The 26,609-nt window shown below is 68.6% G+C and carries 24 protein-coding genes and 1 pseudogene; 10 read left to right on the forward strand and 15 right to left on the reverse strand.

Annotation, left to right across the window (positions count from 1 at the left end; translation table 11 throughout):
* Positions 1 to 5: 5 nt before the first annotated feature.
* From U5S82_09950 to senA, 7 genes are all read right to left on the reverse strand, one after another.
* Positions 6 to 275, reverse strand: coding sequence for a K+/H+ antiporter subunit F (locus tag U5S82_09950; protein ID MDZ7751969.1), 270 nt, complete (start codon positions 273 to 275; stop codon positions 6 to 8).
* Entirely contained in the window at positions 272 to 763 is a 492-nt protein-coding gene (locus tag U5S82_09955) for a Na+/H+ antiporter subunit E (GenBank protein MDZ7751970.1), read from the reverse strand. The genes U5S82_09950 and U5S82_09955 overlap by 4 nt, the downstream gene beginning before the upstream one ends.
* Entirely contained in the window at positions 760 to 2,286 is a 1,527-nt protein-coding gene (locus tag U5S82_09960; protein ID MDZ7751971.1) for a monovalent cation/H+ antiporter subunit D, read from the reverse strand. Before U5S82_09960 ends, U5S82_09955 begins: the two co-directional genes overlap by 4 nt.
* A complete protein-coding gene (locus tag U5S82_09965; protein ID MDZ7751972.1) occupies positions 2,283 to 2,612 on the reverse strand; it encodes a Na+/H+ antiporter subunit C in 330 nt (109 codons plus the stop codon). Before U5S82_09965 ends, U5S82_09960 begins: the two co-directional genes overlap by 4 nt.
* The gene (locus U5S82_09970) at positions 2,612 to 5,416 is read right to left on the reverse strand and encodes a monovalent cation/H+ antiporter subunit A (GenBank protein MDZ7751973.1); all 2,805 of its coding nucleotides are present in this window, start codon (positions 5,414 to 5,416) and stop codon (positions 2,612 to 2,614) included. The genes U5S82_09965 and U5S82_09970 overlap by 1 nt, the downstream gene beginning before the upstream one ends.
* A gap of 247 nt (positions 5,417 to 5,663) precedes the next feature.
* Complete coding sequence (gene selD / locus U5S82_09975; GenBank protein ID MDZ7751974.1) at positions 5,664 to 7,970, reverse strand: selenide, water dikinase SelD; 2,307 nt, start codon at positions 7,968 to 7,970, stop codon at positions 5,664 to 5,666.
* Between the two features lie 61 nt (positions 7,971 to 8,031).
* Positions 8,032 to 9,339, reverse strand: coding sequence for a selenoneine synthase SenA (gene senA / locus U5S82_09980; GenBank protein MDZ7751975.1), 1,308 nt, complete (start codon positions 9,337 to 9,339; stop codon positions 8,032 to 8,034).
* Positions 9,340 to 9,492: 153 nt separating this feature from the next.
* On the opposite strand from senA, the gene senB reads away from it, so the two are divergent.
* On the forward strand, positions 9,493 to 10,446 hold the full coding sequence (senB, locus tag U5S82_09985) for a selenoneine biosynthesis selenosugar synthase SenB (GenBank protein MDZ7751976.1): 954 nt from the start codon (positions 9,493 to 9,495) through the stop codon (positions 10,444 to 10,446).
* Between the two features lie 45 nt (positions 10,447 to 10,491).
* Here the strand turns inward: senB and U5S82_09990 are convergent, their stop codons facing one another.
* The 4 genes and pseudogenes from U5S82_09990 to U5S82_10005 form a co-directional block, all read right to left on the reverse strand.
* The gene (locus tag U5S82_09990; GenBank protein ID MDZ7751977.1) at positions 10,492 to 11,331 is read right to left on the reverse strand and encodes a LysR family transcriptional regulator; all 840 of its coding nucleotides are present in this window, start codon (positions 11,329 to 11,331) and stop codon (positions 10,492 to 10,494) included.
* Positions 11,332 to 11,509: 178 nt separating this feature from the next.
* A complete protein-coding gene (locus tag U5S82_09995; protein MDZ7751978.1) occupies positions 11,510 to 11,686 on the reverse strand; it encodes a hypothetical protein in 177 nt (58 codons plus the stop codon).
* 316 nt (positions 11,687 to 12,002) lie between these two features.
* Positions 12,003 to 12,356, reverse strand: coding sequence for a DUF2782 domain-containing protein (locus tag U5S82_10000; protein ID MDZ7751979.1), 354 nt, complete (start codon positions 12,354 to 12,356; stop codon positions 12,003 to 12,005).
* 61 nt (positions 12,357 to 12,417) lie between these two features.
* Positions 12,418 to 13,086, reverse strand: a pseudogene (locus U5S82_10005) (TIGR00730 family Rossman fold protein).
* Between the two features lie 126 nt (positions 13,087 to 13,212).
* On the opposite strand from U5S82_10005, the gene polA reads away from it, so the two are divergent.
* The 5 genes from polA (at position 13,213) to U5S82_10030 (ending at position 20,023) form a co-directional block, all read left to right on the forward strand.
* Entirely contained in the window at positions 13,213 to 15,915 is a 2,703-nt protein-coding gene (polA, locus tag U5S82_10010) for a DNA polymerase I (protein MDZ7751980.1), read from the forward strand.
* A 152-nt stretch (positions 15,916 to 16,067) separates the two neighbouring features.
* On the forward strand, positions 16,068 to 16,817 hold the full coding sequence (gene hisA / locus U5S82_10015; protein MDZ7751981.1) for a 1-(5-phosphoribosyl)-5-[(5-phosphoribosylamino)methylideneamino]imidazole-4-carboxamide isomerase: 750 nt from the start codon (positions 16,068 to 16,070) through the stop codon (positions 16,815 to 16,817).
* Between the two features lies 1 nt (position 16,818).
* Positions 16,819 to 17,589 carry an imidazole glycerol phosphate synthase subunit HisF gene (gene hisF / locus U5S82_10020; protein ID MDZ7751982.1) on the forward strand — a complete coding sequence of 257 codons (771 nt, stop codon included), beginning with the start codon at positions 16,819 to 16,821 and terminating at the stop codon, positions 17,587 to 17,589.
* A 44-nt stretch (positions 17,590 to 17,633) separates the two neighbouring features.
* The gene (locus tag U5S82_10025) at positions 17,634 to 19,550 is read left to right on the forward strand and encodes an SUMF1/EgtB/PvdO family nonheme iron enzyme (GenBank protein MDZ7751983.1); all 1,917 of its coding nucleotides are present in this window, start codon (positions 17,634 to 17,636) and stop codon (positions 19,548 to 19,550) included.
* A 107-nt stretch (positions 19,551 to 19,657) separates the two neighbouring features.
* Positions 19,658 to 20,023 carry a histidine triad nucleotide-binding protein gene (locus tag U5S82_10030; protein MDZ7751984.1) on the forward strand — a complete coding sequence of 122 codons (366 nt, stop codon included), beginning with the start codon at positions 19,658 to 19,660 and terminating at the stop codon, positions 20,021 to 20,023.
* Positions 20,024 to 20,138: 115 nt separating this feature from the next.
* Here the strand turns inward: U5S82_10030 and U5S82_10035 are convergent, their stop codons facing one another.
* From U5S82_10035 to U5S82_10045, 3 genes are read right to left on the reverse strand one after another with little or no spacing between them, the layout of a single operon-like run.
* The gene (locus tag U5S82_10035; protein ID MDZ7751985.1) at positions 20,139 to 21,260 is read right to left on the reverse strand and encodes a TonB-dependent receptor; all 1,122 of its coding nucleotides are present in this window, start codon (positions 21,258 to 21,260) and stop codon (positions 20,139 to 20,141) included.
* Between the two features lie 32 nt (positions 21,261 to 21,292).
* Complete coding sequence (locus U5S82_10040; GenBank protein MDZ7751986.1) at positions 21,293 to 22,045, reverse strand: C39 family peptidase; 753 nt, start codon at positions 22,043 to 22,045, stop codon at positions 21,293 to 21,295.
* Complete coding sequence (locus U5S82_10045) at positions 22,046 to 22,387, reverse strand: hypothetical protein (protein ID MDZ7751987.1); 342 nt, start codon at positions 22,385 to 22,387, stop codon at positions 22,046 to 22,048. It abuts the gene before it with no gap.
* Between the two features lie 270 nt (positions 22,388 to 22,657).
* Between U5S82_10045 and U5S82_10050 the strand changes: the two genes are divergently transcribed.
* Positions 22,658 to 23,365 carry a response regulator transcription factor gene (locus tag U5S82_10050; GenBank protein ID MDZ7751988.1) on the forward strand — a complete coding sequence of 236 codons (708 nt, stop codon included), beginning with the start codon at positions 22,658 to 22,660 and terminating at the stop codon, positions 23,363 to 23,365.
* A 3-nt stretch (positions 23,366 to 23,368) separates the two neighbouring features.
* A complete protein-coding gene (locus U5S82_10055) occupies positions 23,369 to 24,847 on the forward strand; it encodes a HAMP domain-containing sensor histidine kinase (GenBank protein ID MDZ7751989.1) in 1,479 nt (492 codons plus the stop codon).
* Positions 24,848 to 24,914: 67 nt separating this feature from the next.
* Here U5S82_10055 and U5S82_10060 read toward each other — a convergent pair whose 3' ends face one another.
* Positions 24,915 to 25,553, reverse strand: a complete 639-nt coding sequence (locus U5S82_10060; GenBank protein ID MDZ7751990.1) for a Rieske 2Fe-2S domain-containing protein — start codon at positions 25,551 to 25,553, stop codon at positions 24,915 to 24,917.
* 102 nt (positions 25,554 to 25,655) lie between these two features.
* On the opposite strand from U5S82_10060, the gene U5S82_10065 reads away from it, so the two are divergent.
* Both U5S82_10065 and U5S82_10070 read left to right on the forward strand, forming a co-directional pair.
* Positions 25,656 to 26,003: a cupin domain-containing protein gene (locus U5S82_10065; GenBank protein MDZ7751991.1), complete on the forward strand. Its 348-nt coding sequence runs from the start codon at positions 25,656 to 25,658 to the stop codon at positions 26,001 to 26,003.
* Positions 26,004 to 26,054: 51 nt separating this feature from the next.
* Entirely contained in the window at positions 26,055 to 26,555 is a 501-nt protein-coding gene (locus tag U5S82_10070) for a heme-binding protein (protein ID MDZ7751992.1), read from the forward strand.
* The last annotated feature ends 54 nt before the right edge of the window (positions 26,556 to 26,609 follow it).

Consider the following 26,609-nt stretch of genomic DNA (forward strand, 5'->3'; position numbering starts at 1 on the left):
GTTGGCTACTCGATGATGTCCCCGCGCAGCAGGAACTTGCACAGGGCCACGGTGCCTACGAAGCCCATGAGGGCGATGAGCAGGGCGGCCTCGAAATAGATGTTGCTGCCCAGGTGGATGCCCAGCAGCACCAGCAGGGCGATGGTGTTCACGTACAGGGTATCGAGCGCGAGGATGCGGTCCGGCGCGCTGGGGCCCCGCAGCAGGCGCCACAGATTGAGGGCCACGGCCAGGCCCACCAGGGTGAAGGCGATGACGAGGGCGGTCTCGATCATGGCTCGAAGATCTCCTTGAGGGGGGCCTCATAGCGGGACTTGATATGGCGGGCCAGGGCCTCGGCGTCGTCGGTGTGCAGGGCATGGATCAGCAGGTGACGGCGGTCCGGGGACAGTTCCGCCGACACGGTCCCCGGCGTCAGGGTGATGGTGTTGGCGAGCAGGCTGGTGGCGAGGTCCGAGCGGACGTCCAGGGGCAGCTCCAGGAAGGTGGGGCGCAGGTTGCGCGGGCGGCCGAGGATGAGCCGGGCCACCACCAGGTTGGCGACGAGGATGTCGTAGAGCACCACGGCGATGAAGCGCAGCAGGGCCAGGGGCCGGTAGATGGGGGTCTCCTGGGGCCAGAAGCGCAGGGTGAACAGGGGAATGGCCCAGCCCAGCAGCAGGCCCAGCACCAGGTGCCCGAGGCTGAACTGGTTCACCAGCAGGATCCAGATCAAGGCCAGCATGGGGGTCAGGAGGGGATGGGGGAGCAGGCGGCGGATCATGGTGCATCCCCCGGGGGCGGCCCCAACACGGCCTCGATGTAGGTCTCCGGTGCCAGTAGTTGTCGTGCCATCAGATGGGTGTGCTCGTGGGTCGCCCCCGCCCATACCACCAGGGCCCCGCACAGCAGCAGCAGGGCAACGGCGGGGCTCAGTTCCCGGCCCAGCCCCCCCCTGGCAGGCCGGCCCTCGGGCACTGCGGCTATCTCCGCGCGGTAAAACAGCACGCTGCCGCTGCGCGCCAGGGCGATGACCGCCAGCAGGCTGGTGCCCAGCAGCACCGCCATCACCCACGGCAGGGCCGGGTGGCCGAGGGCCGCCTGCAGGATGAGGACCTTGCCCACGAAGCCCGACAGGGGTGGCAGGCCGGCGATGAGCACGGCGGCCACCAGGAACAGGCTCCCCAGCAGCTTGGGATCGATCATGGTCCCCCCGGGCACCAGGCGATCCGCCAGGGCCCCGCGACGGGTGGCGATGCTGTCCGCCAGCAGGAACAGGGCCGCACCGGCGAAGGTGGAATGGGGCAGGTAATAGAGGCCGGCGGCGATGCCTTCCGCGGAGCCCAGCCCCAGGGCGGTGAGCAGGAACCCCACCGAGGCCACCACCAGGTACGCCACCTGGCGGCGCAAGGCGGTGCTGGCCACTACGCCCAACATGCCCACCACCGCGGTGGCCAGGGCCAGGGGCAGCAGCCAGGGGGCGAGCAGATGGGCGCTGGCCCCCCCCGCGGCCCCGAATATCAGGGTGTCCAGGCGCAGGATGCTGTAGGCCCCCACCTTGGTCATGATGGCGAACAGGGCGGCCACCGGGGCGCTGGTGTGGGCGTAGGCCCGGGGCAGCCACAGATACAGGGGCACCAGGGCGGCCTTGAGGGCGAAGACGCCGAACAACAGCAGGCCGGCGGCCTGCACGAGTCCCGCGTCGTCGGGCGCCACCCCGGCCATGCGCTCGGCCAGATGCGCCATGTTGAGGGTGCCGAGAACGCCGTACAGGGTACCCACGGCGAACAGGAACAGGGTGGAGCCCGCCAGGTTGATGACCACGAAATGCAGCCCGGCCCGGGTGCGCAGGGGACCGCCGCCGTGGAGCAGCAGGCCGTAGGAGGCCAGCAGCAGGATCTCGAAGAACACGAACAGGTTGAACAGGTCGCCGGTGAGGAAGGCGCCGTTGAGGCCGAACAGCTGGAGCTGGAACAGCACATGAAAGTGGCGCCCCGCCCCATCGTCGCCGCGACTGGCATAGAGCACGGCGGCCAGGGCCAGCAGGGTGGTGGTGGCCACCATCCAGGCCGCCAGGGCGTCCGCCACCAGGATGATGCCGAAGGGTGCCGGCCAGTCGCCGAGGGCGTAAGTCATGATGCCACCGTCCCGGGTGGCCGCCACCAGCATCAGGGCCAGGCCCACCTGGCCGGCCACCGCGGCGGTGCTTAGCGCCCGGCGCACGCCGAGGGGCAGGGGGCGCGCCAGCAACAGGCCGATGGCCGCCAGCAGGGGCAGCAGGACCGGGGCGATGACGAGGTGGCTCATGGCTCGCCCCTCCCGTCCACGTGGTCCGTGCCCAGCTCGGCCCGCGCCTTGAGGGCGAGGACGATGACGAAGGCGGTCATGGCGAAGCTGATGACGATGGCGGTGAGCACCAGGGCCTGGGGCAACGGGTCTGCGTAACCCGCGGCGTCCGGGTGGATGACGGCCGGCCGGCCGATGGTGAGCCGCCCCATGGCGAACAGGAACAGGTTGACGCCGTAGGACAGCATGGTGAGCCCCAGGACCACGGGGAAGCTGCGCCGCCGCAGCACCAGGTAGACGCCACAGGCCGTGAGCACGCCGATGATGAAGGCCACCAGGAGTTCCATCAGCGGTAGTCCTCGTCGCCGGCGGACGCCTCGTGGCTGGCGCTGTGCATGAGCCCGAGATGGATGAGGATGAGCAGGGTGGCGCCCACCACCACCAGGTAGACCCCGAAATCGAAGGCCATGGCCGAGGCCACTTCGAAGTCGCCCACCAGGGGCCAGTGCAGATGGGTGAAGGCCGAGGTCAGGAAGGGGTGTCCGAACAGCCAGCTGGCCAGCCCCGTGAGGGTGGCCACCAGCAGCCCCAGGGCCAGCACCGGGTGCATGTTGGCGGGCAGGCGGGACTGGGTCCAGGCCACGCCGTTGGCCAGGTATTGCATGATGAGGGCCACGGCGGTGATGAGGCCGGCGATGAAGCCGCCCCCCGGCTGGTTGTGCCCGCGCAGGAAGATGAAGGCGGATACCAGCAGGGCGAGGGGCAGCAACAGCCGGGTGAGGGAGGCCATCACCGGCGGGTGCATGTCCGGGCTCCAGGGGCGGCCGTCGTCGTCGTGGGTCGGCCCCGCGAGGTGAAGCCCCTCGAGCATGGCGAAGATCCCGAGGGCGGCCAGGGCCAGCACGGTGATCTCCCCCAGGGTATCGTAGCCGCGGAAGTCCACCAGGATGACGTTTACTACGTTGCTGCCACCCCCCCCGGGCAGGCTGTTGGCGAGGAAGAAGTCGGCGATGCTGTCGTAGGGCCGGGTCAGCACCGCCCAGGCGAGGGCGGCCACGCCGCCGCCGGCCACCACGGACAGCACCACGTCGCGGGCGCGATGGCCGGGCCGTGAATCCGGCTGTTGTCGCCGCGGCAGGAAATACAACGCCAGTAGCAGCAGCACGATGGTGACCACCTCCACGGACAGCTGGGTCAGGGCCAGGTCCGGGGCCGAGAACTTGACGAACACCAGGGATACCACCAGCCCCACCACGCCGATGAGGATGAGGGAGACCAGGCGTTGGCGATGCATGATCACGGTGGCCACGGCCGCCGCCGCCAGGCCGCCGGCGGCCAGCAGACTGATGCCGTCCACGGGCAGCAGGTCGCGACTGCCCGTCAGGGGGCCGCCGCCGGCGACGAAGCCACTGATGCCGAGCACGGCGGCGAAGGCCACGAATATGGCCACCAGGCGCTGCAGTGAACCGGTGTCGAGGGCCCGGGTGACCGCCCCCGCCAACTTCAGGATGCCGCCGATGGTGTGGTCGAACAGGACCTTGGCTTGCAAACGATGCTCGAAGCGGTCATGGAGCTCGAACAGGGGTTGGCGTTTCATGTAAAGCAGCCCGCCTCCCACCAGGGCCACCACGCTCATGGCCAGGGCGATGTTGAATCCGTGCCAGATGGCGAGGTCGAAGTTGGGCACCGGCTGGTTGAGCATGCCGGCGGAGGCGATGGTCAACAGCGGTTCCACGGTCAAGGCAGGCAGGATCCCCACCAGCAGGCACAGCGCCACCAGCATCTCCACCGGCACCTTCATCCAGCGCGGCGGCTCGTGGGGCAACTTGGGCAGGTCCACGGGCTCGCCGTTGAAGAACACGTCATGGATGAAGCGGAAGGAGTAGGCCACCGCGAACACCCCGGCCACCGTCACCGCCGCCGGCAGCAGCCAGCCCAGGCGCAGGTGGGTGGACGCGCTCACCGCCTCGGCGAAAAACATCTCCTTGGACAGAAACCCGTTGAGCAGGGGTACGCCGGCCATGGCCGCGGCCGCCACCATGGCCAGCATGCCGGTGTGGGGCATGTATTTCCACAGGCCGTTGATCCGGCGCATGTCGCGGCTGCCGGTCTCGTGGTCGATGATGCCCGCGGCCATGAACAGGGACGCCTTGAAAATGGCGTGGTTGATGATATGGAACACCCCGGCCACCGCCGCCAGGGGGGTGCCGATGCCGAACAGCAGAGTGATGAGCCCCAGGTGGCTGATGGTGGAATAGGCCAGCAGGCCCTTCAGGTCATGCTTGAAGAGGGCGAAAACGGCGCCCACCAGGAAGGTGGCGAGCCCCGCGCTGCCCACCAGGGCCGACCACTCGGGGGTGCCGGAAAGGGCGGGAAAGAGGCGCGCCAGCAGGAACACCCCGGCCTTGACCATGGTGGCGGAATGCAGGTAGGCCGACACCGGGGTGGGGGCGGACATGGCATTGGGCAGCCAGAAATGAAACGGGAACTGGGCCGACTTGGTGAAGGCGCCCAGCAGGATCAGCACCAGGGTCGGCAGGTACAGGGGGTGGGCGCGGATGACGTCGCCGGATTGCAGGATCACCGACAGCTCGTAGCTGCCCACGATATGCCCCAGCAGCACGAAGCCGCCCAGCATGGCCAGCCCGCCGGCCCCGGTGATGGCCAGGGCCATGCGCGCGCCCTGGCGGGCATCGGCACGCTCCTGCCAGTAGCTGATGAGCAGGAACGAGGTGAGGCTGGTGAGTTCCCAGAACACCAGCAACTGGATGATGTTCTCCGACAGCACGATGCCGAGCATCGCGCCCATGAACAGCAGCAGGTAGGCATAGAACCGGCCCATGCAGTCCCCGGCCGCCAGGTAATAGCGGGCATAGAGGATCACCAGCAGGCCGATGCCCAGGATAAGCAGGGCGAACAGCAGCCCCAGGCCGTCGAGCCGGAAGGCGAGGGTGAGGCCGGCCCGGGGCATCCACGCCGACTCGTGGATCAGGGTCTCGCCCTCGAAGACCGCCGGCATGAGGGTGATGAGCTGGACCACCGCAGCCAGGGTCACCAGCCCTGCGGCCCATGCCGACTGGATGCGCCCGAAGCGCGCCACCCAGGCCGCGACGGGTGCGCCCACGAAGACGGTAAGGATCAAGAGGAGCACGTTTGTAATGATCTCCTGCGGGGCTCGAGGGCCTCGGGGGTGCCGTTAGGGCATTAAACTGAAAGTCGCGAAGCCCGCTCTCCCCCTCTCCCTCTGGGAGAGGGATGGGGTGAGGGAACGGGCATGGCGATACGCCCTCCTCTTTCATCATTTCGGGCGGCGCGTATCGCCATGAGAGTTATCTTGCCTTGCCGGCGGGAGTAAGACCAGCCGTCATGGCGCGGGTGGGGCATGGTGTTTTCACGGATCAGGCCGCTTCCCGGCGCCTGGCCGGCGCCGCATCCAGGGCGGTGTCCACGCGGATGGGCTCGGCGGCCTCCCCGGTGGCCTCGATATGGCCGATGACGGCGGCCTCGGGGTAGCCCAGGGTCCGCAGCTCGGCGACGCAATCATCCGCCTGGCCGCCGGGCACCCCCGCCAGCAGTCCACCCGCCGTCTGGGGGTCGAAGAGCAGGGGGAACAGGGGGTGGCGTGCCGCCGCCTCCAAGTCCCGGATGGCCCGCCGCAGGCGCAGGTTCTGGGGCTGCAGGGAGGACAGGATCCCCGCCGCCACCGTCTCGGCGGCGCCGTCCAGCACGGGCACGGCCGCCAGTTGCAGCCGGGCATCTACGCCGGAGGCGCGGGTCATCTCCACCAGGTGCCCCAGCAGACCGAAGCCGGTGACGTCGGTGCAGGCGCTGGTGCCGTGGCGTCGCAGGCAGTCGGCGGCGGCGTGGTTGGTGAGGAGCATGGTGTCGATGGCGCCGTGGATCCAGCGCCCCTTGGCCTGCTGGCGCATGTCGGCGGCGAACAGGGTGCCGGTGCCGATGGGCTTGGTGAGCACCAGGGCGTCTCCCGCTCGCAGCCCCCCCTTGCGCCACATCACGGCGGGGTCGGCGAGGCCGTTCACCGTGAGCCCGAAGGCCAGCTCCGCGCCCTCGCTGGAATGCCCCCCGGCGAGCACCGCGCCGCAGGAGCCCAGCACCTTCAGGGCCCCCTGCATTATGTCGTGGAGGGTCTGCTCGACGATGCGCTCCCGGCCGTAGGGCACGGTGGCGATGGCCAGGGCCGACTGGGGCTCGGCGCCCATGGCGAAGAGGTCCCCCAGGGCATGGTTGGCGGCGATCTGGCCGAACAGGTAGGGGTCGTCGATGAAGGCCCGGAAGTAGTCGACGCTCTGCACCATCACCTTGCCCGGCGGCACCTCCAGCACCGCCGCGTCGTCGGGGCTGTCGAGGCCCACGATGACGTCGCCGCGGCTGCCGGCGGCGAGGCGTTGCATGACCCGGGTGAGCACCGTGCTGCCCACCTTGGCCCCACAGCCGCCGCAGCGCATGGCGATGGTGGAGAGTTCGCGGATGGCATCCGCATCGGCGATGCCGTGGGCCAGGTCCGGCCCGCCGTCGTCCTCGTCCATGGCGGGCAGCTCGTTGAAGCGGGCCATGAAGCGGCGATCGATCCAGTCCTTGGCGCGCCACAGCCAGGCACCCTCCAGGGACCAGCGGCCGCGGGAGGCCACGGCATACTTGTCGCCCGTGCTGATGAGGCCGAGAAAATGGCGCTGGGGCCGGTAGCGGCGCAGGGGGCGGCCGGTGGCGGCGCGGCTCAGGTTGTCCGCCAGCACCGGCCCCTGGCGCACCGCGAACACCCCTGACTTGGGCCGCGGGTCCGGCAGGGCGGCCACGTCGCCGACGGCGAACACGCCGGGATGGGACACCGACTGGAGGTGCGCGTCCACGCGGATGAAGCCTTCGTCGTCCACCGCCAGCCCGGCCGCGCCGGGCCACGGGGCGGCGGCGGCGGTGGTGACCCACAGCACGTCGTCCGCCGCCACCGGCTGCCGGCCTGCCGCCCGTACCTGCCCGGGGACGACCTCCGTCACCTGGTGATCCGTGTACACCTCGATGCCCCGTTCCTTCAGCACCCGCTCGAAGCGGGAGCGCACCCCCGCGTTGTGGGAGGGCAGGATGTCGGGGCCCTGGGTCAGCAGGCTGAAATGCAGGCGCTCGGGCCGGTCGCCGCGCGCCGCCAGCAGGTGGCGCAGGCGGTACTGGGCGGCGAGGGCCAGTTCCACGCCGCCGGCGCCGCCGCCCACCAGCACGATACGGTAGTCGCCGTGGCTCGCCAGCACGCGGTCCACCATGGCCTGCCAGCGCGTGAGGAAACTGTCGATGGGTTTCACGGGGGTGGCATGTTCGGCAGCGCCGGGTACGTCGTGGACCCGCGGTCGCGAGCCGGTGTTGATGGACAGCAGGTCGTAGGGCACCGGCGGGCGGTTGCCCACCCGCACCGTGCGTTCTTCCAGGTCCAGGCCCTCCACCTCGCCGTGGAACAGGCGTGCCCCGGCGAACTGGGCCAGGGGCCGCAGATCGATGTGGCAGTCGTCATAGCCGTAGTGACCGGCCACGAAGCCCGGCAGCATGCCCGAATAGGGGGTGTGGACGTCCCGCGCCACCAGGGTGATGCGCAGGCCCGGCACCGGCCTCATGCCGAAGCGCCGCAGCACCGCGACGTGGGAATGGCCGCCGCCCACCAGCACCAGGTCTTTTACGACGGGGGAGTTGTCTTGCTTCATCGGGGTCGTCCGTTTGTCGTCTGATGCCGGTTGGGGGTACGCTGAATTCCGTGCCAGGGGTTCACAGGGCGCAGGTACGAAAGCCCGCGAACACGTCGTTGCGGTCGGGGCCATAGTAGTTGCGCCAGGTGTTGCGGATGAGCCGCGCCCGGCTGGCCCAGGCGCCGCCCCTGAGCAGCCGGGTGGTGCCGAACAGGGGCTGGGAATAGTCCTGGTACATGTCCGGCTCGAAGCCGGGGTAGGGCTCGAATACCGTGTCGGTCCACTCCCAGACGTTGCCCAGCATCTGGCGGCAACCAAAGGCGCTGTCCCCCGCCGCCAGGGCCCCCACGTCGATGGTGCCCAGGGCCCCGCCGTCGAGGTTGGCGCGGCCGGCGTCGGGGGGGGCATCGCCCCAGGGGTAGCGGCGCTTCAGGGAGGCCAGGGTGGTGCCGTCGGCGGACGGTTGGGCGGCGGCGGCCACCTCCCATTCCAGCTCGGTGGGCAGGCGCCGCCCGGCCCAGCGGCAATAGGCCCGGGCCTCGTACCAGCTCACGTGGATCAGCGCGGCGTCCACGGCCAGGGGTCGCCATGTCTGGAAGTGCCGCTGCTCCCAGTCGGCGGCCCTGCGGCGCCAGTAGCGGGGTTGGTGCAGGCCACCGGCGCTGCGCCAGGTCCAGCCCTCGTCGTCCCAGTAGTCGGGCGTGTCGTAACCGCCGGCATCCACGAAGGCGGCATACTCGCCGTTGGACACGGCGGCGCGGGCGATACGAAAGGGCGCCACCTTGCGGGGGTGGGCCCATTTCTCGTTGTCGAAGCAGAACCCGTCCTGCGGTCGAGCGCCCAGCAGGAACTCCCCGCCGGGTATGGCGGCATCGCCCGCCAGGGGGCCCGCCCGCCAGGCGGGATCGGGGGGCGTGGCGATGGCGGGGGGCGGGTATTCCAGGGTCTGGCGGGTATAGGTGAAGGCCTCGGTATGCATGTCCTCGTGGAATACCGCGTACTGAGCCAGGTAGTCGCGGTGCGGGTCCGGGCCCGACGCCAGGTGGTCCTCGACGCGCTCCAGCACGCCCGCCATGTAGGCCAGGGTGTCGGCCATGGCCGGCAGGGGCAGGTCCCAGCGGTCGTCGTGGGCGATGGTGATGGAGTCGTAGAGGGCATCCACGTCCGGGCGCCCCGGGGCTTCGCCGTAGTGCTGGCGCAACACCCAGTATTCGTAGAAGAAGGCGGCGTGGGCGACCTCCCAGCGCAGCGGGTTGACGGTGGGCAGGCGCGGGCCCATGAGCTGGTGTTCGTCCAGCCCGGCGATGAGGATCAGGGTGCGCCGGCGGGCGTCCCGCATCTGCTCGACGAGGGCTTGTGGGGCGGTGGGGACGGCGGTCTGGGTCATGGCTTATGGGTCATGGTTTTGGCGTGCTCAGGGGTTTGCGGGCCGGGAGTTGTACCGGCGGGTGGCAGCGGACACACTGGTGAATGATGGACACGGCAAGCAGAACGGCAGACGCACACGGGATGGATGGCGGATGAGGGCCAAGAATACCGGATGAACATTCGCCTTATAACCCCGGCACCACCAAGGTCTAGGGCCGGCAACCGCGCCACTGCCGCCCGCTGGGCGACCATCCTGCGGGGGTTGGGTCATCGTGTGAAGGTGTCCCTGGACTACGGCGGCGAGCCCGCCGACATGATGGTGGCCCTCCATGCCTGGCGCAGCGCCGCGGCCATCGCGGCCTTCGCCGGCCGCTACCCGGAGCGGCCCCTGGTGGTCTCCCTCACGGGTACCGATGCCTACCGCTTCATCCACAGCCATCCCCGGGAGACCCTGCGCTCCATCGAGCTGGCCCACCGCCTGGTGGGGCTCCACGACCTCATCGCCGACACCGTGCCGCCGGAGCATCGCGCCAAGGTGCGGGTGATCCACCAGTCGGCGCGGCCCCTGGCGGCCCGGGACCCCGCGAGACGCCATTTCCGGGTGGTGGTGGCGGGGCACCTGCGGGAGGAGAAGGACCCCCTGCGCCCGGCCATGGCGGTGCGGTGCCTGCCGCGGGAGAGCCGCATACGGGTCGACCATTACGGCAAGGCCCATACTCCGGAGTGGGGCGAGGCGGCGCGTGCCGAGATGGCGGACAATCCCCGCTACCGCTGGCACGGGGAGATCCCCCACCACCGGTTGCGCCAGGTGTTCCGGCGCGCCCATCTGATGGTGCTGCCGTCGCGCATGGAAGGCGGGGCGAACGTGATCTCCGAGGCGGTAGTGGCGGGCCTGCCGGTGGTGGCATCCCGCATCGCCGGCTCGGTGGGGCTGCTGGGGGAGGATTACCTCGGCTACTATCCCGTGGAAGACGCCGATGCCCTGGGCGCGGTGTTGTTGCGGGCGGAGGCGGAGCCGGCCTTCTACCGGGACCTGGAGCGGCAGTGCGCCGCCCGCCGCGGGCTCTTCACTCCCGAGGCCGAGCGGGCGGGGTGGGTGAGGCTGCTGGCGGAGCTGGAGGCCTAGTCCGTCCTCCGAGGCCACCAATTCGTGGTGACCGGTGGCGAGGGATCAGGTCTCGAAGCTGCGGGCCACCGCCAGCAGCAGGTCCTCGTCGGCGCGCCCCGAGCGGAAGACACAGAAGACCTGGCGTTCGATGACGGGTGCGTCGGCCACGCGGTGGAGGCGGCCGGCGCCCAGGGCCGGTTCGGCCATGGGCGCGGCCAGGAAGGCGCTGCCGCCGCGCTCCATGAGCAAATCCACGGCCAGCAGCCCGAAGCCCGCCCGGAGGCGGGGGGCGGGGCGGTCCCCCAGCAGCCGCGAGTGGCTGAGGGAGAAGGCGGTGCCCCAGTCCACGTAGACGTAGCCTTCGCCCAGGGCGTCGTCCAGGGTGGCGGCGGGAGCCGTGGATACCAGGATCAGGGCGACGTCGCCGAGCTGGCGGATGGCGAGGTCCTGGATGGGCGGGGCATCGAACAGGAAGGCCATGTCCAGGGTGCCGGTGGCCACCTGTTCGGCCAGGGCGGCCTGGCTCTGGGTCTCCACCCGCAGGGCGATGCGCGGCTCGCCGGCCAGCAGCCGGGCCGTGTACCCGGCACCCACCATGGACCACAGGTCCAGTTGGAATCCTATGGCCAGCACCTGCTCCACCTCGGGTTCCAGCAACAACTCCTGGCGCGCCCGGTTCCATTCGTTGACGATGGCCTCGGCGTGGCGTTTGAGGCGGCTGCCGGAGGCCGTGAGGCGGAGATCGTTGCGCTTGCGCACGAAGAGTTCGGTGCCGAGGGCCTCTTCCAGCAGCTTGATGCGGGCGCTCACCGCCGACTGGGTGACGTGAAGGCGCTCCGCCGCCTGGCCGAAATGGCGCGTGCGGGAGACCTCCAGGAAGGTCTTGAGCAGGGAGATGTCCATGGACCTTCAGGGCCCATGGTCGATGAGGGTTGCCATGACCCTATTCTCTGGCAAACCGTCCCGGGGTGGTATAGCCGCAGCCCATCCGGCGCCAGCGGCCGTGGACGGGCACGACGGGATGCATTACAGCCATGTTCCGGGGTGGCGGATACCCCCGCGGCGCGGTGGATTCAGGCCCTCAATCGAACTCCTCGAAGTCCGGATCCTCCAGGAGTTCCCGCAGGCGCTTGAGGTCCTGGCGGCGCTCGATGCGCCGCCGCACCTCCAGCCACCGCGCCCGTTCCTTCACCTCGGGAATGGGGCCGAATCCCGGCTCGCCGTCCCCCATCGCTTGTTCCGACTCTTCCGACATCACCTGACCCACCTCTGAAGCCTTCTGAATGGGCTAGATTTAGCTCAGGCGGGCTTGGCGTTAAAACGAAAGATCCTTATCGCGACGAGCAAAGACGTTCATCGTCGCGCCCCCCGTCCGGGGGGTCAGGGTGCGGCCCACCACTGCTCCCAGGCCAGATGGCCGGCCAGGGCCACCACCACCATTAGGAATACGGGACGGATGAAGAGGGCGCCGGAGATGGAGTTCAAAGGGCGCGGCGGGGGCAGGTTAGGGGGGATGCTATTGGGGAATAGTGAATAGTGAATAGTGAATATAGTGAATGGGAGAGGGCCGGGGGCTACCAGCGGAACAGGACCCAGCCGGGGATGCGGAAGCCGGGGTCGAGTTCGTGGCGGCGGGTCTCCAGGTTGCCGTCGCCGTCGGCGTCCACCAGGTAATAGGTGGGACCGATATCGGGTTTCACCCGAATCATGTAGAGCTGGCCGTTGACCCGGTATTCCTCGATGGTCTGGGTCTCGCGCCGGATGATGGTGACCTCGGGCTCCAGGGCCTCGCCGCTTTGCACCTTGGGCGGCGGCGGCGGGGCCTCGGGGAAGCGTTCGGGCGGCTGCTCCTCCTGGGCGGCGGCCGTAACGGTCGCCAGGGCAGTGGCGAGCAGGATGCAGGACGAGGCGAGATGTTTGATGGGCATGGGCTTTTTATGAATTTGTCGGGGCACTGCTGGAGACGCCGGGATGTGGGGCATGGGGGCCCTAGAGCTGCAGCAGGATCTCCTGCTCCTCCACGGAGGGTTCGAAACCCCGGGTCTCGTAATGATCGAAGATAGCATCCACCACTCGGGCCGGTTTGTCCACGATCTGAAACAGCTCCAGGTCCTCCGGGCTGATGGTAGCCTGGGTCACCAGGCTGTGGCGGAACCATTCCACCAGGCCACGCCAGAACGGCTCCCCCACGAGAATGATGGGGATGCGCGGGGTCTTGCCCGTCTGCACCAGGGTGAGGATTTCCGCCAGCTCGTCCAGGGTGCCGAAGCCCCCCGGCAGCACCACGTAGGCCGAGGCATACTTCACGAACATCACCTTGCGGGAAAAGAAATGGCGGAAGCTCAGGGACACGTCCTGGTAGGGATTGGCCGTCTGCTCATGGGGCAGGCTGATGTTGAGCCCGATGCTGGGGGACCGTCCGGCATGGGCCCCCTTGTTGGCCGCCTCCATGATCCCCGGCCCGCCGCCGCTCACCACGGCGAAGCCGGCGTCCGAGAGTTGGCGGGCGATGTCCTCTGCCAGCTCGTAGTAGCCATCGGCGTCGCCGGGACTGATGCGGGCGGAGCCGAATATACTCACGGAGGGCCGCAGTTCCGACAGCCGCTCGAAGCCTTCCACGAACTCGGCCATGATCTGGAATACCTTCCAGGAATCGCGCCCGGCCGGCCGCACGGAGTTGGGGGGGCCGGCGAAGGCGGAGGCGATGTCTCTGGATTTATGGCTCATGTTCGGACCTCATAGCGGCACAGCGCAGACCAAGTTTATCCAAGGTAACATTGGGCCATGACGGATTCCGCAAATACCCTCTACCTGGTGGACGGTTCTTCCTACCTCTATCGGGCCTTCCACGCCATGCCGGCCCTCACCAACTCCAGCGGCGCCCCCACGGGGGCCGTGTACGGCGTGGCCAATATGTTGAAGCGCCTTTGCAACGATTACGACCCCGAGCACGTGGCGGTGGTGTTCGATGCCCCCGGCAAGACCTTCCGGGACGAACTGTTTGCCGAATACAAGGCCCACCGCCCCCCCATGCCGGATGAGCTCCGGAGCCAGGTGGAGCCCCTCCATGAACTGGTCCGGGCCCTGGGGCTGCCCCTGGTGATGGAACCGGGAGTGGAGGCGGACGATGTCATCGGGACCCTGGCACACCAGGCCCGGGACGCCGGCATGGACGTGGTGGTCTCCACGGGCGACAAGGACCTCGCCCAGCTGGTGGATGGCCACATCCGGCTGGTGAACACTATGGACAACTCCGTCCTCGACCCGGCCGAGGTGGTGGCCAAGTTCGGGGTCGGACCCGAACTCATCGTGGATTACCTGGCCCTGGTGGGGGACACCTCGGACAACATCCCGGGGATCCCCAGGGTGGGGCCCAAGACGGCCGCCAAGTGGCTCAACGAGTACGGTAGCCTGGATGGCGTGATGGCCCATGCCGGCGACATCCAGGGCAAGGTGGGGGAGTCCCTGCGGGAGCACATGGACCGCCTCGACCTGGGCCGCCGGCTGGCCACCATCAAGTGCGACGTGGCCATGGAGCGCGGGCCGCGGGACCTTGGATGCCAGGCCCCCGACGTGGAGGCTCTGCGGGAACTCTACGCCCGCCTGGAGTTTAAGAGCTGGCTCGCGGAGGTGCTCCCGGCCGGCGGTGACACCCCGACCGCCCCTGAGTCCTTGGCCGGCGGCCCCGCCACCCGTTACGAGACGGTGCTGGCCCCCGCAGCCTTCGACGCCTGGGTGGCGCGGCTGGCGGCGGCCGAGCTGTTCGCCTTCGATACTGAAACCACCAGCCTCGAGTACATGGCGGCGGAACTGGTGGGGGTGTCCTTCGCGGTGGAGCCCGGCACGGCCGCCTACGTGCCGGTGGCCCATGCCTATCCCGGGGCACCGGCGCAGCTCTCGCGGGACGTTGTGCTGGCGGCCCTCAAGCCCCTGCTGGAGGACCCGGCGCGCGCCAAGGTGGGCCAGAATCTCAAATACGATATGAGCGTGCTGGCGCGCCACGGCGTGGCGCTCGCGGGCATACGCTTCGACACCATGCTCGAGTCCTACGTGCTGGACAGCACGGCGAGCCGCCACGACATGAACTCCCTGGCCCTGAAGTACCTCGGCCATGGCACCATTCATTTCGAAGACGTGGCGGGCAAGGGGGCCAAACAGCTCACCTTCGACCAGGTCCCCCTGGAACAGGCCGGCCCCTACGCCGCCGAGGATGCAGACGTCACCCTGCGCCTGCACCAGACCCTGTGGCCCCGGCTCGCCGGACAGGAGGGGCCGCGCACGGTGTTCGACACCATCGAGATGCCCCTGGTGCCGGTGCTGTCGCGCATGGAGCGCCGTGGGGTCAGGGTGGACCGTGTGGTGCTCGCCAGCCACAGCAAGGAGCTGGCCCGGCGTATCCTGGAACTCGAGGCCAAGGCCCACGAGCTGGCGGGCCGCCCCTTCAACCTGGGCTCGCCCAAGCAGCTCCAGCAGATCCTCTACGAGGAAATGGGCCTGCCGGTGGTGGCGAAGACCCCCAAGGGCCAGCCCTCCACCGCCGAGTCGGTGCTGCAGGAACTGGCCGCGGACTTCGATCTGCCCGCCACCATCCTGGAATACCGCGGCGTGGCCAAGCTGAAATCCACCTACACGGACACCCTGCCGCAGCGCATCGACCCCCACACCGGCCGGGTCCACACCAGCTATCATCAGGCCGTGGCCGCCACCGGGCGCCTGTCGTCGTCCGAGCCCAACCTCCAGAACATCCCCATCCGCACCCATGAGGGGCGGCGCATCCGCCAGGCCTTCGTGGCGGAGCCCGGTTTTCGCATGGTGGCGGCGGACTACTCCCAGATCGAGCTGAGGATCATGGCCCACCTGTCGGGGGACGAAAACCTGCTGGCCGCCTTCGAACGGGGCGAGGACATCCACAGCGCCACCGCCGCCGAGGTCTTCGGCGGCACCGTCACGGCCGAGCAGCGGCGCCGCGCCAAGGCCATCAACTTCGGCCTCATCTACGGCATGTCGGCCTTCGGGCTGGCCCGCCAGTTGGGTATCGAACGCCCCGAGGCCCAGGCCTACGTGGACCTCTATTTCACCCGTTATCCGGGGGTCAAGGCTTTCATGGACGACACCCGCGTCCAGGCCCATGAGCGCGGCTACGTGGAGACGGTGTTCGGCCGCCGGCTGTACCTGCCGGAGATCAACAGCCGCAACGGCCAGCGCCGCCAGTACGCCGAACGCACCGCCATCAACGCCCCCATGCAGGGCACCGCGGCGGACATCATCAAGCTCGCCATGATCGGGCTGGACGAGTGGCTCACGGGCCGGGAGGACGACGTGCGCATGATCATGCAGGTCCACGACGAGCTGGTGTTCGAGATCCGCGAGGCCCTGGTGGATGCCATGGTGCCGGAGATCCGCACTCGCATGGAGCAGGCCGCCCGCCTGCGGGTGCCCCTGATCGTGGAGGCCGGCGTGGGGGCCAACTGGGACGAGGCCCATTGACGGGCGCCGGGGCGGGCCAAATTTAAAAATGGGCGCGCATAATCCATAATCTTTTTTGTTTGCGCGAATCCCTATAGTCTTTGCATGACCATCCCCGGGACCCCAGGGTACACCCGAACCCACCCCATGAGCCGGATTCCAAGGAAACCCCGATGTTGTTAATCCCTGCCATAGACCTCAAGGACGGCCAGTGTGTGCGGCTGCGCCAGGGCAAGATGGACGATGTGACGGTATTCTCCGACGATCCCGTGGCCACCGCCCGGCGCTGGGTGGAGGCGGGCGCGCGGCGGCTTCACCTGGTGGACCTGAACGGTGCCTTCGAGGGCAAGCCCAGGAACGCCAAGGCGATCCACGCCATCGCCGAGGCCTTCCCGGAACTGCCCATCCAGGTGGGCGGCGGGATCCGCGACGAGGAGACCATCCTCACCTATCTCGATGCCGGGGTCAGGTACGTCATTCTGGGCACCAAGGCGGTCACCAGCCCCCATTTCGTGCCCGAGGTGTGCGCCGAGTTCCCCGGCCACATCATCATCGGGCTGGACGCCAAGGACGGCAAGGTGGCGGTGGACGGCTGGTCCAAGCTGTCCCACCATGACGCGGCGGACATGGCCCGCCAGTTCGAGGAGGACGGCGTGGAAGCCATCGTCTACACCGATATCAGCCGTGACGGCATGATGAGCGGTGTCAACCTCGAGGCCACGGTGCGCCTCGCCCAGTCGGTCCATATCCCCATCATCGCCTCCGGCGGCATCACCAATCTGGAAGACGTGCGGCGCCTGTGCGAAGTGGCGGACGAAGGCATCAGCGGCGCCATCACCGGGCGTGCCATCTATGAGGGCACCCTGGATTTCGCCGAGGGGCAGCGCCTGGCGGACGAGTTGGATGCCGGGCGTTCCTACTGACATGGGACTCGCCAAACGCATCATCCCGTGCCTGGATGTGGATAACGGCCGTGTGGTCAAGGGGGTCAGGTTCCTGGACATCCGCGATGCGGGAGACCCCGTCGAGGTGGCCAAGCGTTACGACCTGGAAGGGGCCGACGAGATCACCTTCCTGGACATCACCGCCTCCTCGGACGACCGCGACACCATCGTCCACGTGGTGGAGGACGTGGCCGCCCAGGTGTTCATTCCCCTCACCGTGGGTGGGGGGATCCGCAAGGTGGAGGACATCCGCCGCATGCTCAATGCCGGCGCCGACAAGGTGGGCATCAACACCGCCGCCGTCTTCAACCCGGAATTCGTAGGCGAGGCCAGCGCCCGTTTCGGCGCCCAGTGCATCGTCGTGGCCATCGATGCCAAGGGCGTCAACGCCGCGGACGAATCCCCGCGCTGGGAGATCTTCACCCACGGCGGGCGCAAGCCAACGGGCATCGATGCCGTGGAGTGGGCCGTCAGAATGGAGGAACTGGGGGCCGGCGAGATCCTGCTCACCAGTATGGACCGCGACGGCACCAGGGCGGGCTTCGATCTGGACCTGACCCGGGCGGTGTCCCGGGCCGTGCACATCCCGGTCATCGCCTCCGGGGGCGTAGGCAACCTGGACCACCTGGTGGCCGGCGTCCTGGAGGGGGAGGCCGACGCGGTGCTGGCCGCCAGCATTTTCCATTTTGCCGAATACACCATCGGCGAGGCCAAGGAACGCATGGCTGAGCGGGGCATCGAGGTGCGCTGAGGCGGTACCGGCGATTCAATGGCGCAGACCCAGGAACAACAATAATGGCCATCAAGCTAGAGCTGTTCGGCAACCAGATAGACGGCGCCCGGGATTACCAGGAAGACGCCTTCATGACCACCCGCCTCGGCGAGGGCGAGGAATCCAATGCCACGGTGTTGGTGATCATGGCCGACGGCATGGGCGGCCACGCCGCCGGCAACGTGGCCAGCAACATGGTGACCACCACCTTCAACCGTACCTTCGCCGGCCTCTACCCCGCGGACGACGTGCCAGGGGCCCTGAAACAGGCCCTGCTGAAGGCCAACGATTCCATCCGCCAGTCGGTGCGCGAGACGCCGGGCCTGAAGGGCATGGGCTGCACCATGGTCAGTGTCTTCGTCCAGGGCACGAAGTTGTGGTGGGTGAGCGTCGGCGATTCCCATCTCTACCTGCTGCGGGAGCGCAGTCTCAACAAGCTGAACGCCGACCACAGCTACGGCGGCTACCTGCAGCGCATGCGCGAGCAGGGTATGGCCATCGAGCCCGACACCAACCTGTCGCCCAACATGCTCATGAGCGCCATGATCGGTGACGAGATCGCCGAGATCGACCTGTCCAGCGAGTCCTTGGATTTGCAGCCGGGTGACCGCCTGCTGATCTGCAGCGACGGCCTGGATACCCTTGGCCAGGGCTCCGTCATCCAGTACTCGTCCTGGGCCGAAAACCCGCGGGACTGCGTCAATGCCCTGCTGGAGGCGGTGGAATCGGCGGGCCAAGCCAAGCAGGACAACACCACGGTGGTTTGCGTGGATGTGGTGGAGGAGGCGGATGTCCCCGCCAAGAAGGCGGAAACGGTGGCCAAGGGACGACTGTTGCCCGAAGGTGTGCCTGAGCCGGCGAACGTTCCAGAACTCGAACCGGACCCCGAGCTGACCCTGGTGCCAGCGCCGGGCGGGCCGCCCCCACCCCGAGAAGTGGCTTCGGCACCGGAGGAGGAAGAGGACGAGAGTGGCCGCCGCCGGGGCCTCGTGGTAGGTATTGTCCTGGTGCTGCTGTTGGCGGTGGCCGGTGGGGCCGGATGGTACTTTTTCCAGGGCCAGGAGCAGCAGCCCGCACCGACGGTGGCGGAGGCACCAACCGTCGACGAGCCCATCACCGAGCCCGCACCACCGGAGATGGTTCCCGAGCCCGAGGTTGCCGTCGATGAAGAAGAACCTGAGCCGCCCCCCGCGGAAGAGGCCGGCCCGGTGCCGGGCGACGTGTTTCGGGATGCCCTCGAGGTCGGGGGGCAGGGACCCGAGATGGTCGTCATCCCCCGTGGCTCCTTTACCATGGGGGGGCGGCTGCCCCTCAAACCGGAGGAGCAGCCCCGTTACGAAGTTACGGTGCCGGCCTTCGCCGTGAGCCGTTATGAGGTGACCTTCGCCGAGTACGACCGTTTCGCCCGGGCGACGGGCCGGCGGTTGCCGCCGGACGATGGCCTCGATCGCGAGACTCGTCCAGTCACCGGCGTGAGTTGGGACGATGCCTACGCCTACACCAACTGGTTGTCCAAGCAGACCGGCGAACGTTATCGCCTGCCGAGCGAGGCCGAGTGGGAATACATGGCCCGTGCCGGCAGCAGCCGGGAGTACTGGTGGGGCCGCGATATCGGTCGTGAGAACGCCCACTGCTTCGACTGTGAGAGTGGTCTCCACCCCCGCCAGCCGGCGAAGGTGGGTTTCTTCGAAGCCAGCCCGTTCGGCGTCTACGATACGGCAGGCAATGTCGCGGAATGGGTCCGTGACTGCTGGCATCCCGACTATCGCGGGGCCCCGACCGACGGCAGCGTATGGGAGGGTGGTGATTGTACTCAGCGGGTGGTGCGGGGCGGCTCCTACAGCAATGCGTCCTCCGCGCTGCGCTCTGCCGCGCGGGACAAGCTCCCTGGCAATAAGGGCTACGACAACGTGGGCATCCGTCTCGCCCGGGGGCTCTGACCGGGCCCGGAGCCTTCGGGACATCGCCTGGCCGGGCGGCAATGATTCGATGGCGCAGGGTTGCCCCCCGCGCTCTTTACCGCACCACTGCCCACCGGAGACACCCCATGTCGGATATCCCTCACAGCGTTTCCGATTGCCTGTTCTGTCGCATCGCCGGCGGCAACCTGCAGGTGGACATCGTGCATCGCAGCGACGATCTCATCGCCTTCAACGACATCAATCCCAAGGCGCCAGTCCATATCCTCATCTGTCCCACCGAGCACATCGCCACCCTCAATGATCTCGAGCCCCGCCATGCGGGGACGGTGGGACGCATGTTCCTGCTGGCCGCCGATATCGCCCGCGAGCAGGGCTTCGCCGACCAGGGCTATCGCACGGTGTTCAACTGCAACCGCCTCGCGGGCCAGTCGGTGTTCCATATCCATCTGCATCTGCTGGCCGGCCGTCTCATGGGGTGGCCGCCGGGCTGAGGGGTGGGGCGCGGCTCGCGGCCATCGCCGCCGAGGCTGAGGTCGTTGCCAGGCAGATGCACATCTCCAGGCCCCAGCCCGAGGCTCACCGCGTGCTCGAGCCGTGACCCGGCGGTCAGTACAGGAAGTCGCCGAGGCGCACGGGCAGGGACAGGGAGATGGAGAAATCGTCGGCGTCGTCGGTGAGGCCGATGCCGGCCGAGAGGTTCAGCAGGGTGCCCGGTGCCAGCAGAGTCGAGCCGCCCACCACGAAGGTGCCGAGGGTCCGGTCGCTGCCGGCCACCTCGTTGCCGGCGACCTTCGCTTCGTCCTGGTAGGCGACGGAGAGCTGCAGGCGCAGGGAGGTCTCGGGGCTGAGCGCGACGAAGCCGCCGAAGCTCGCGGACGTGGTGGCGCCGGGACGGATGCGATCATCCTTCAAGACATGCTCGTAGGACAGCCCGCCGACGAAGGCGACGGGGTCCTGGCGCTTGATGGCCGACAGCGAGCCCCTGAGTTCGTGGAAGCCACCGCCGAGGGACACGCCATCGTCGCTGCGCTCTCCGCTGTCGCTGTCCCAGGTGAGCCGCCCCACTAGGTCCGGGCGCCACAGGCCCTCGCGGAGCAGGGTCTTGGCGAGGCCGAGGCGCAGGTCGCCGAGGCCGGCGCCCGAGCGCTCCGGTGCCGCCGTGGGGGCAAAGCCGACGCGGGTTGTCGACTCCACCGCCCGCCAGCGGTAGGGCAGGCCCAGTTCCAGCTGCGCGTCCCAGGGCAGGCCCAGGCGTAGCGCCACGTCGGCCGTCAGGCTGTCGGCGTTGCGCTGCGTCTCGCCCGCCACGAGGCCGCCGCCGGAGGCGAGCAGGTGCGGCGTAGTGTCCTCGCGGCGCGCGTAGGTGAAGCCGGGCTCGATCTCCAGCGCGGCCTCGGGGAGCAGCAGCGCACCCTCCCGCGTAAGCGAGCGCTCGAGAGCCCGCTCCGCCGCGCTCTCCTCGACCACCACGGTTCCCGGCGCGTCCGCAGGGCCTGCGGCGGGTCGTTCCGGCGCCGCGGGATCGCGGGGTGGCGGATCGGCGGCGGCGTGCCGAACGCCCACCCGTCTCTCCAGGGCCTCCATTCGCTCCAGCAGCTCGAGGATCACCTTGTCCCGCTCCCTGAGCTTATGCTCCAGCTCCTGGACGCGGGTGTCCTGGGCAGCGGCGGTGAACGGTAGCAGCACCAGCAGCAGGGTCAGGGTAGGCCGCGAGTGGGTCCCGGTCATGTTCTTTCGCCCTCCCGGGGTTGCGCTTCGTGTCACCTTAGGACAACGAAGTCTCGCGGCCACGCCGCCAGCCGCCCCGGCGGCGCCGGCATTTCCGCCTCGGTCACCAGGAAGCCCACGCGGCCGACGTCCTGGTACTCGATCCAGCCGTCCAGGAACTTGTCCACCGCCATGGTGACGTTGCCGAAGGCCGGATCGGCGAGCAGCACCGTGTCCGCGGTGGCTCCGCGGAAGACCACGAAGTGGGGAAAGCCCTGCAGGTTCACCGGCACGATGATGGGCGCGCGCTCGCGCAGGTCAGGCAGGGTCAGCCGCCCGAGACCGACGCCATCGTAGCCCATGCCGTCAACGTAGCGCTTGAGATCCAGCAGGGAGAAGCCCTGGCGCAGGCGTACCAGGTCGGGGTTGGCGAGGTACTCCTCGCGGTCGATGAGGCCCAGCGCCACCGAGCGTTCGGTGACCGGGACATTGTGCTGGTGGCGCAGCACGGTGGCCAGTGCGGCGGCGGCGCAGCTCAGCTCCCACTGCTGCAGGACGACGTGGTGCTGGCGTATCTCCACGAGCGACCGGACGGGCGCCGGGGCTGCATCCGTGCCACTGCCGTCGCCCATGGCGGGGCCCGCGAGGGCCGCCAGGGCCGCGGCGACGCACCACCGGCGACGCGCGGCAGGCGCAGGGCCGCCGCCGCGCCGGCCGTCTTGCGGCGGCTCGCGGCGCGGCGGCGGCATGGGTGGGTCCGGGTCCGGGTCCCGGCCGCGGCCGGGACCCGGGGAAGGGGTGCTCAACTACTGGCCCGCCCAGATGGCGGTGTAGTCGGTGTCCCCCGGCTCGGAATGGGGTCCGGGGGGCGTGCCGGCACCGTCGCCGTTGGTGGCGTGAACGGGCACCGTGACGTCGGGCCCGATGATGGTGTAGTGGCCCTCGCCGATCATCGCCCCTTTGGGGCTGTTGAGCACGCCGTCGGTGGTGATCACCGGGCATACGAAGCCGTCCGTCGTCTCCACGCCGCCGGCCGCCACACCGTCCATCTGGGCGTTGCTCAGCGCTACTGGGGCGGCGTAGGCGCCGGTGGCCAGCAGGCCCGCCGCCACCGCGGCGGCACTCGTCTTCATCATCGTCTTGAGCATTTCGGATACCTCCTTCGTTGATGGTCATGTCAAGCCATGGGCCCCGGCCCGTCCCGGCGGCGCGGACTGAAACGTCGCACGCCGACAGGGCCGAGGTGCGTATAGCTGGCCACACAAACATCACGTGCCGATCACGAAACCATCACAGAAGTATCACGCCGCCCACCGGGCGCGGGAACGCCGTGCTCCCGCCACCTGCGCCTTTCCTGCCGTGACGATTCTGTGATAATTCCATGCCTGAATGGGTCCCATTGGACCGGGGCAGGGTCTATGTCGCGACGGATACTGATCATCGAGGACAACCGGGACCTCGCCGACGTGGTGGCGATGAACCTGAGGGACCTGGCCGCCACCATCGACGTGGCCGACGACGGTGTGCGTGGGCTTGCCATGGCGCGGGAGCAGCCCTACGATCTCCTCATCCTCGACCTCATGCTGCCCGGCATGGAGGGGCTGGAGATCTGCCGCGTGCTGCGGGCCAGCGAGGTCTACCAGCCCATTCTCATGCTCACGGCGCGGTCCTCGGAGACAGACCGCGTCCTCGGCCTGGAGATGGGGGCCGACGACTACCTCACCAAGCCCTTCAGCGTGCGTGAGCTGGTGGCGCGGGTGCGCGCCCTGTTCCGACGCATCGATGCCCTGTCCGAAACGCGCGAGGGCGGTGCGGACACCCGCGTCGTGCGCGGGGACCTCGTCATCGACTGCGCCCGGCGCACCGTGACCGTGGACGGCAGGCCGGTGGAGCTGACCACGCGGGAATTCGATCTCCTGATGCACTTCGCCCGCAACCCCGGGCGGGTCTACAAGCGTGCCCAGCTCCTCGACCACGTATGGGGCTACGGCTACGAGGGCTACGAGCACACGGTGAACACCCACATCAACCGCCTGCGGGCGAAGATCGAGCAGAACCCGTCCAGCCCGCGCTACATCCAGACAGTGTGGGGGGTGGGCTACAAGTTCACGGACTCTGGCGCCTGAACCATGCCGGCCGTCCTGCACTCCCTGTCCGCCCGCCTCGCCCTGTTGCTGGCGGCAATGTTCGTGTTGGTGGGGATATTCTTCGTACTCGTCATGGCCTCCATGACGGACGGCTACCAGCAGGAGGTGGCCCAGAAGCTCAATCGGGACCTGGCCGAGCAGATGGTGGCGGAGCGCCTGCTGCTGCGCGACGGGCGAGTGGACCGGGAGGGGCTGGAGCACATCTTCCACATGCTCATGGTCATCAACCCCGCCATCGAGGTCTACCTGCTGGACTCGGCCGGACACATCCTCGCCTTCTCCGCTCCGCCCGGAGAAGTGAAGCGCGAGGCGGTGGACCTCGCGCCGGTGCATGCGTTTCTGGGGGGCACGCGAAGCCTGCCCATCCGCGGTGACGACCCGCGCAGCCGCAGCGGGCGCAAGGTGTTTTCGGCCGCCCCGGTGGAGCAGGGGAGTGAGCTTCAAGGCTACCTGTACGTCGTCCTCGGTGGCCAGTCCTACGAGAACATTGTCGACATGCTGAGGGGCAGCTATGTGCTCAAGCTCGCCGCAGCGGTGGTGGTCGCGGGCCTGGTCTTCGCGCTGCTCCTGGCCATGCTGCTGTTCACCGTCCTCACCCGGCGCCTGCGCCTCCTTGCCCGTGCCATAGATGCCTTCCGCAAGACGGGGCTGGTTCCGGCCCTCGCCCCCGCAGCGCGGCATGGCGACGAGATCGACCAGCTGCGTGCGAGCTTCGAGGACATGGCGGCGCGCATCACCGGGCAGATGGAGCGCCTCCAGGAGAACGACCGCCTGCGCCGCGCCATGGTGGCCAACGTGTCCCACGATCTGCGTACGCCGCTCGCCTCGCTGCAGAGCCACTTGGAGACCCTGCGCATCAAGGAGTCCGAACTGGGGGGGGAGGAGAAGCGGCGCTACCTGGAGATCGCCCTACAGAACATCACCCGCCTCAACACCCTGGTGTACGAGTTGTTCGAACTGGCCAAGCTGGACGCCAATGAGGTCACGCCCGAATGCGAGCCCTTCGCGCTGCCCGAGCTGGTCCAGGATGTGGTCCAGAAGTTCGAGCTGCGCGCCGAGCAGGAGGGCATCGATCTGGTCCAGGACATTGCGAGCACCACCATCCCGTTCGTGGTGGCCGACATCGGGCTCATCGAGCGAGTGCTGGACAACCTCCTGGACAATGCCCTGCACCACACCCCGGCCGGCGGCCAGGTCACGGTGTCCCTCACCCCGGCCCGCGACCACGTGACCGTGCAGGTACGCGATACGGGACAGGGTATCGCGGAACACGACCTGCCCTACGTCTTCGAGCGCTTCTATAAGGGCTCGCGCAACCCCCGCAGCCAGGGCGGTGCGGGGCTTGGGCTCGCCATCGTGCAGCGCATCCTCGCGCTGCACGGCAGCGTCATCCAGGCCACCAGCCAGAGCGACGCCGGCACGGCCTTCACCTTCGACCTGCCGTCCCGACGCCCGGTCTGAGGTCGGAGGCCAGGAACGCGGCTTCCTCCAGCCTTTTCTACGGCCCCAGGCGCCACTCCGCCCCGGCCTACCAGTAGGCCTCGAGCATGCCGTCTACGATCCTGTGCTCGAATTCCGTCAGGGGGCGGTCGCCCACCGCCACGCACTGGCCGGTGGTGACGTCGAAGGCCCAGTGATGCTTGGGGCAGGTCAGTTGCGTGCCCTCCAGGGCGAGGTGGGGGATGTTGGTGACCTGGTGGGGGCAGCGGCTGTCGTAGACCTTGAGGACATCGCCGTCACCCCGGGCATCACGATAGACGAACAGGCTGCGGCCATCGCAGTCGTGGTAGCTCACCTCGCCGCCGGGGATGGCGTCCAGGGGCGCGACACCGTGCCAAGCGGGTTCGGCGAACAGGTTCTCGGGCCGGAACTCGGGCAGGTCCATGTCCAGCAGGATGTCGATGGCCCACACGATCTTCGCCAGACCCAGGGTGGGGAAGGCCATGAGCAGGGCATCCAGGACCTCGTTGGGGCTGGCGCCGTTGCGCAGGGCGCGGGTGGTGTACTGGCGAAAGCCACCGTCGGTCTGGGAATCCACCTTGGTGATCACCGAGATGAGGTCGCGGGTGCGGGTATCCAGGTTCTTGCCCGCCTCCTTGAGGAACTTGAAGTAGTGGGTGATGGCCTCGGGCCGGGCGGCAATCAGGTAATTCAGGGCGTCGCTCACGGGGAACTGTCTCCGATGGTGTGGTGCGGGGCGGCGACCGTTTGACAGCGTCGCCGGCATTGGTTGATGGTAATGTCAAAAGGGCTATGGTGTGTCGCGGGCATGAAACCAGCCAATATCTTCGCCGGGATACCCGGGGATCTCCCAGAGGAGATATTCCACGGGATTATAACCGGTGATCACCTGCGCATAGAGCGCATCGTGTCCCGGGGGCACCGTTCGCCGGCGGTGGGCTGGTACGAGCAGGTGTGGGCAGAATGGGTGCTGGTACTCAAAGGAGCGGCGCGCCTGGAGTTCGAGGATGACGGCGAGGTGGCCCTGGGGCCCGGGGATCACGTCTGCATCGACCGCGGCCGGCGCCACCGTGTGGCGTGGACCGATCCGGGACAGGATACGGTGTGGCTGGCGGTGCATTTTGGGGAAGCGGCACTGGGTGAAAATAGTGAATAGTGAATAGTGAATAGTGAATAGTGAATAGGGAATGGTGAATGGGAGGGGGGCATGAACAGGTGGCTGGGGGGAGGGTTGCTGGTGGTCTGGGCGTCGTTGGTCCAGGGGGCGGACGTGGTGTCGGACAAGAGCGTCGGCATGGAGCTGGCGCGGGATATCGCCGATGGGGCGGTGATGGCCTGCCGTGAGGAGGGTTATCATGTGAGTGCGGTGGTGGTGGATCGGCATGGTCTGATGCGTGCCGCCCTGCGGGACGACAGGGCCTCCCGTTTCACCCTGGAGGTGGCCGAGCGCAAGGCCAACCTTACGGTGATGGCGTGGGCCGACAGCGGCCGCTTTCGCGAGGCCCGGCCGGACATTCGTCAGGAGCTGAATCACATCGACGGCATCATCGTGATGGAGGGAGGCGCGCGCATCGTGGCGGCGGGTTACAACATCGGCGCCGTGGGCGTGAGCGGGGCACCGGGCGGCGATAAGGACCTGGCCTGTGCCCGGCGCGCCCTGGAGGGGCTCAGGGATCGCATCGAATTCGCCGTCGGGGATGGGCTCTGACGGGGGGCAGGAGGCCCTTGGCCGTCCCGATGGGTGGGCCGCACAGCCCAACCC

The sequence above is a fragment of the Gammaproteobacteria bacterium genome (assembly GCA_034522055.1).
Taxonomy (GTDB): domain Bacteria; phylum Pseudomonadota; class Gammaproteobacteria; order JAABTG01; family JAABTG01; genus JAABTG01.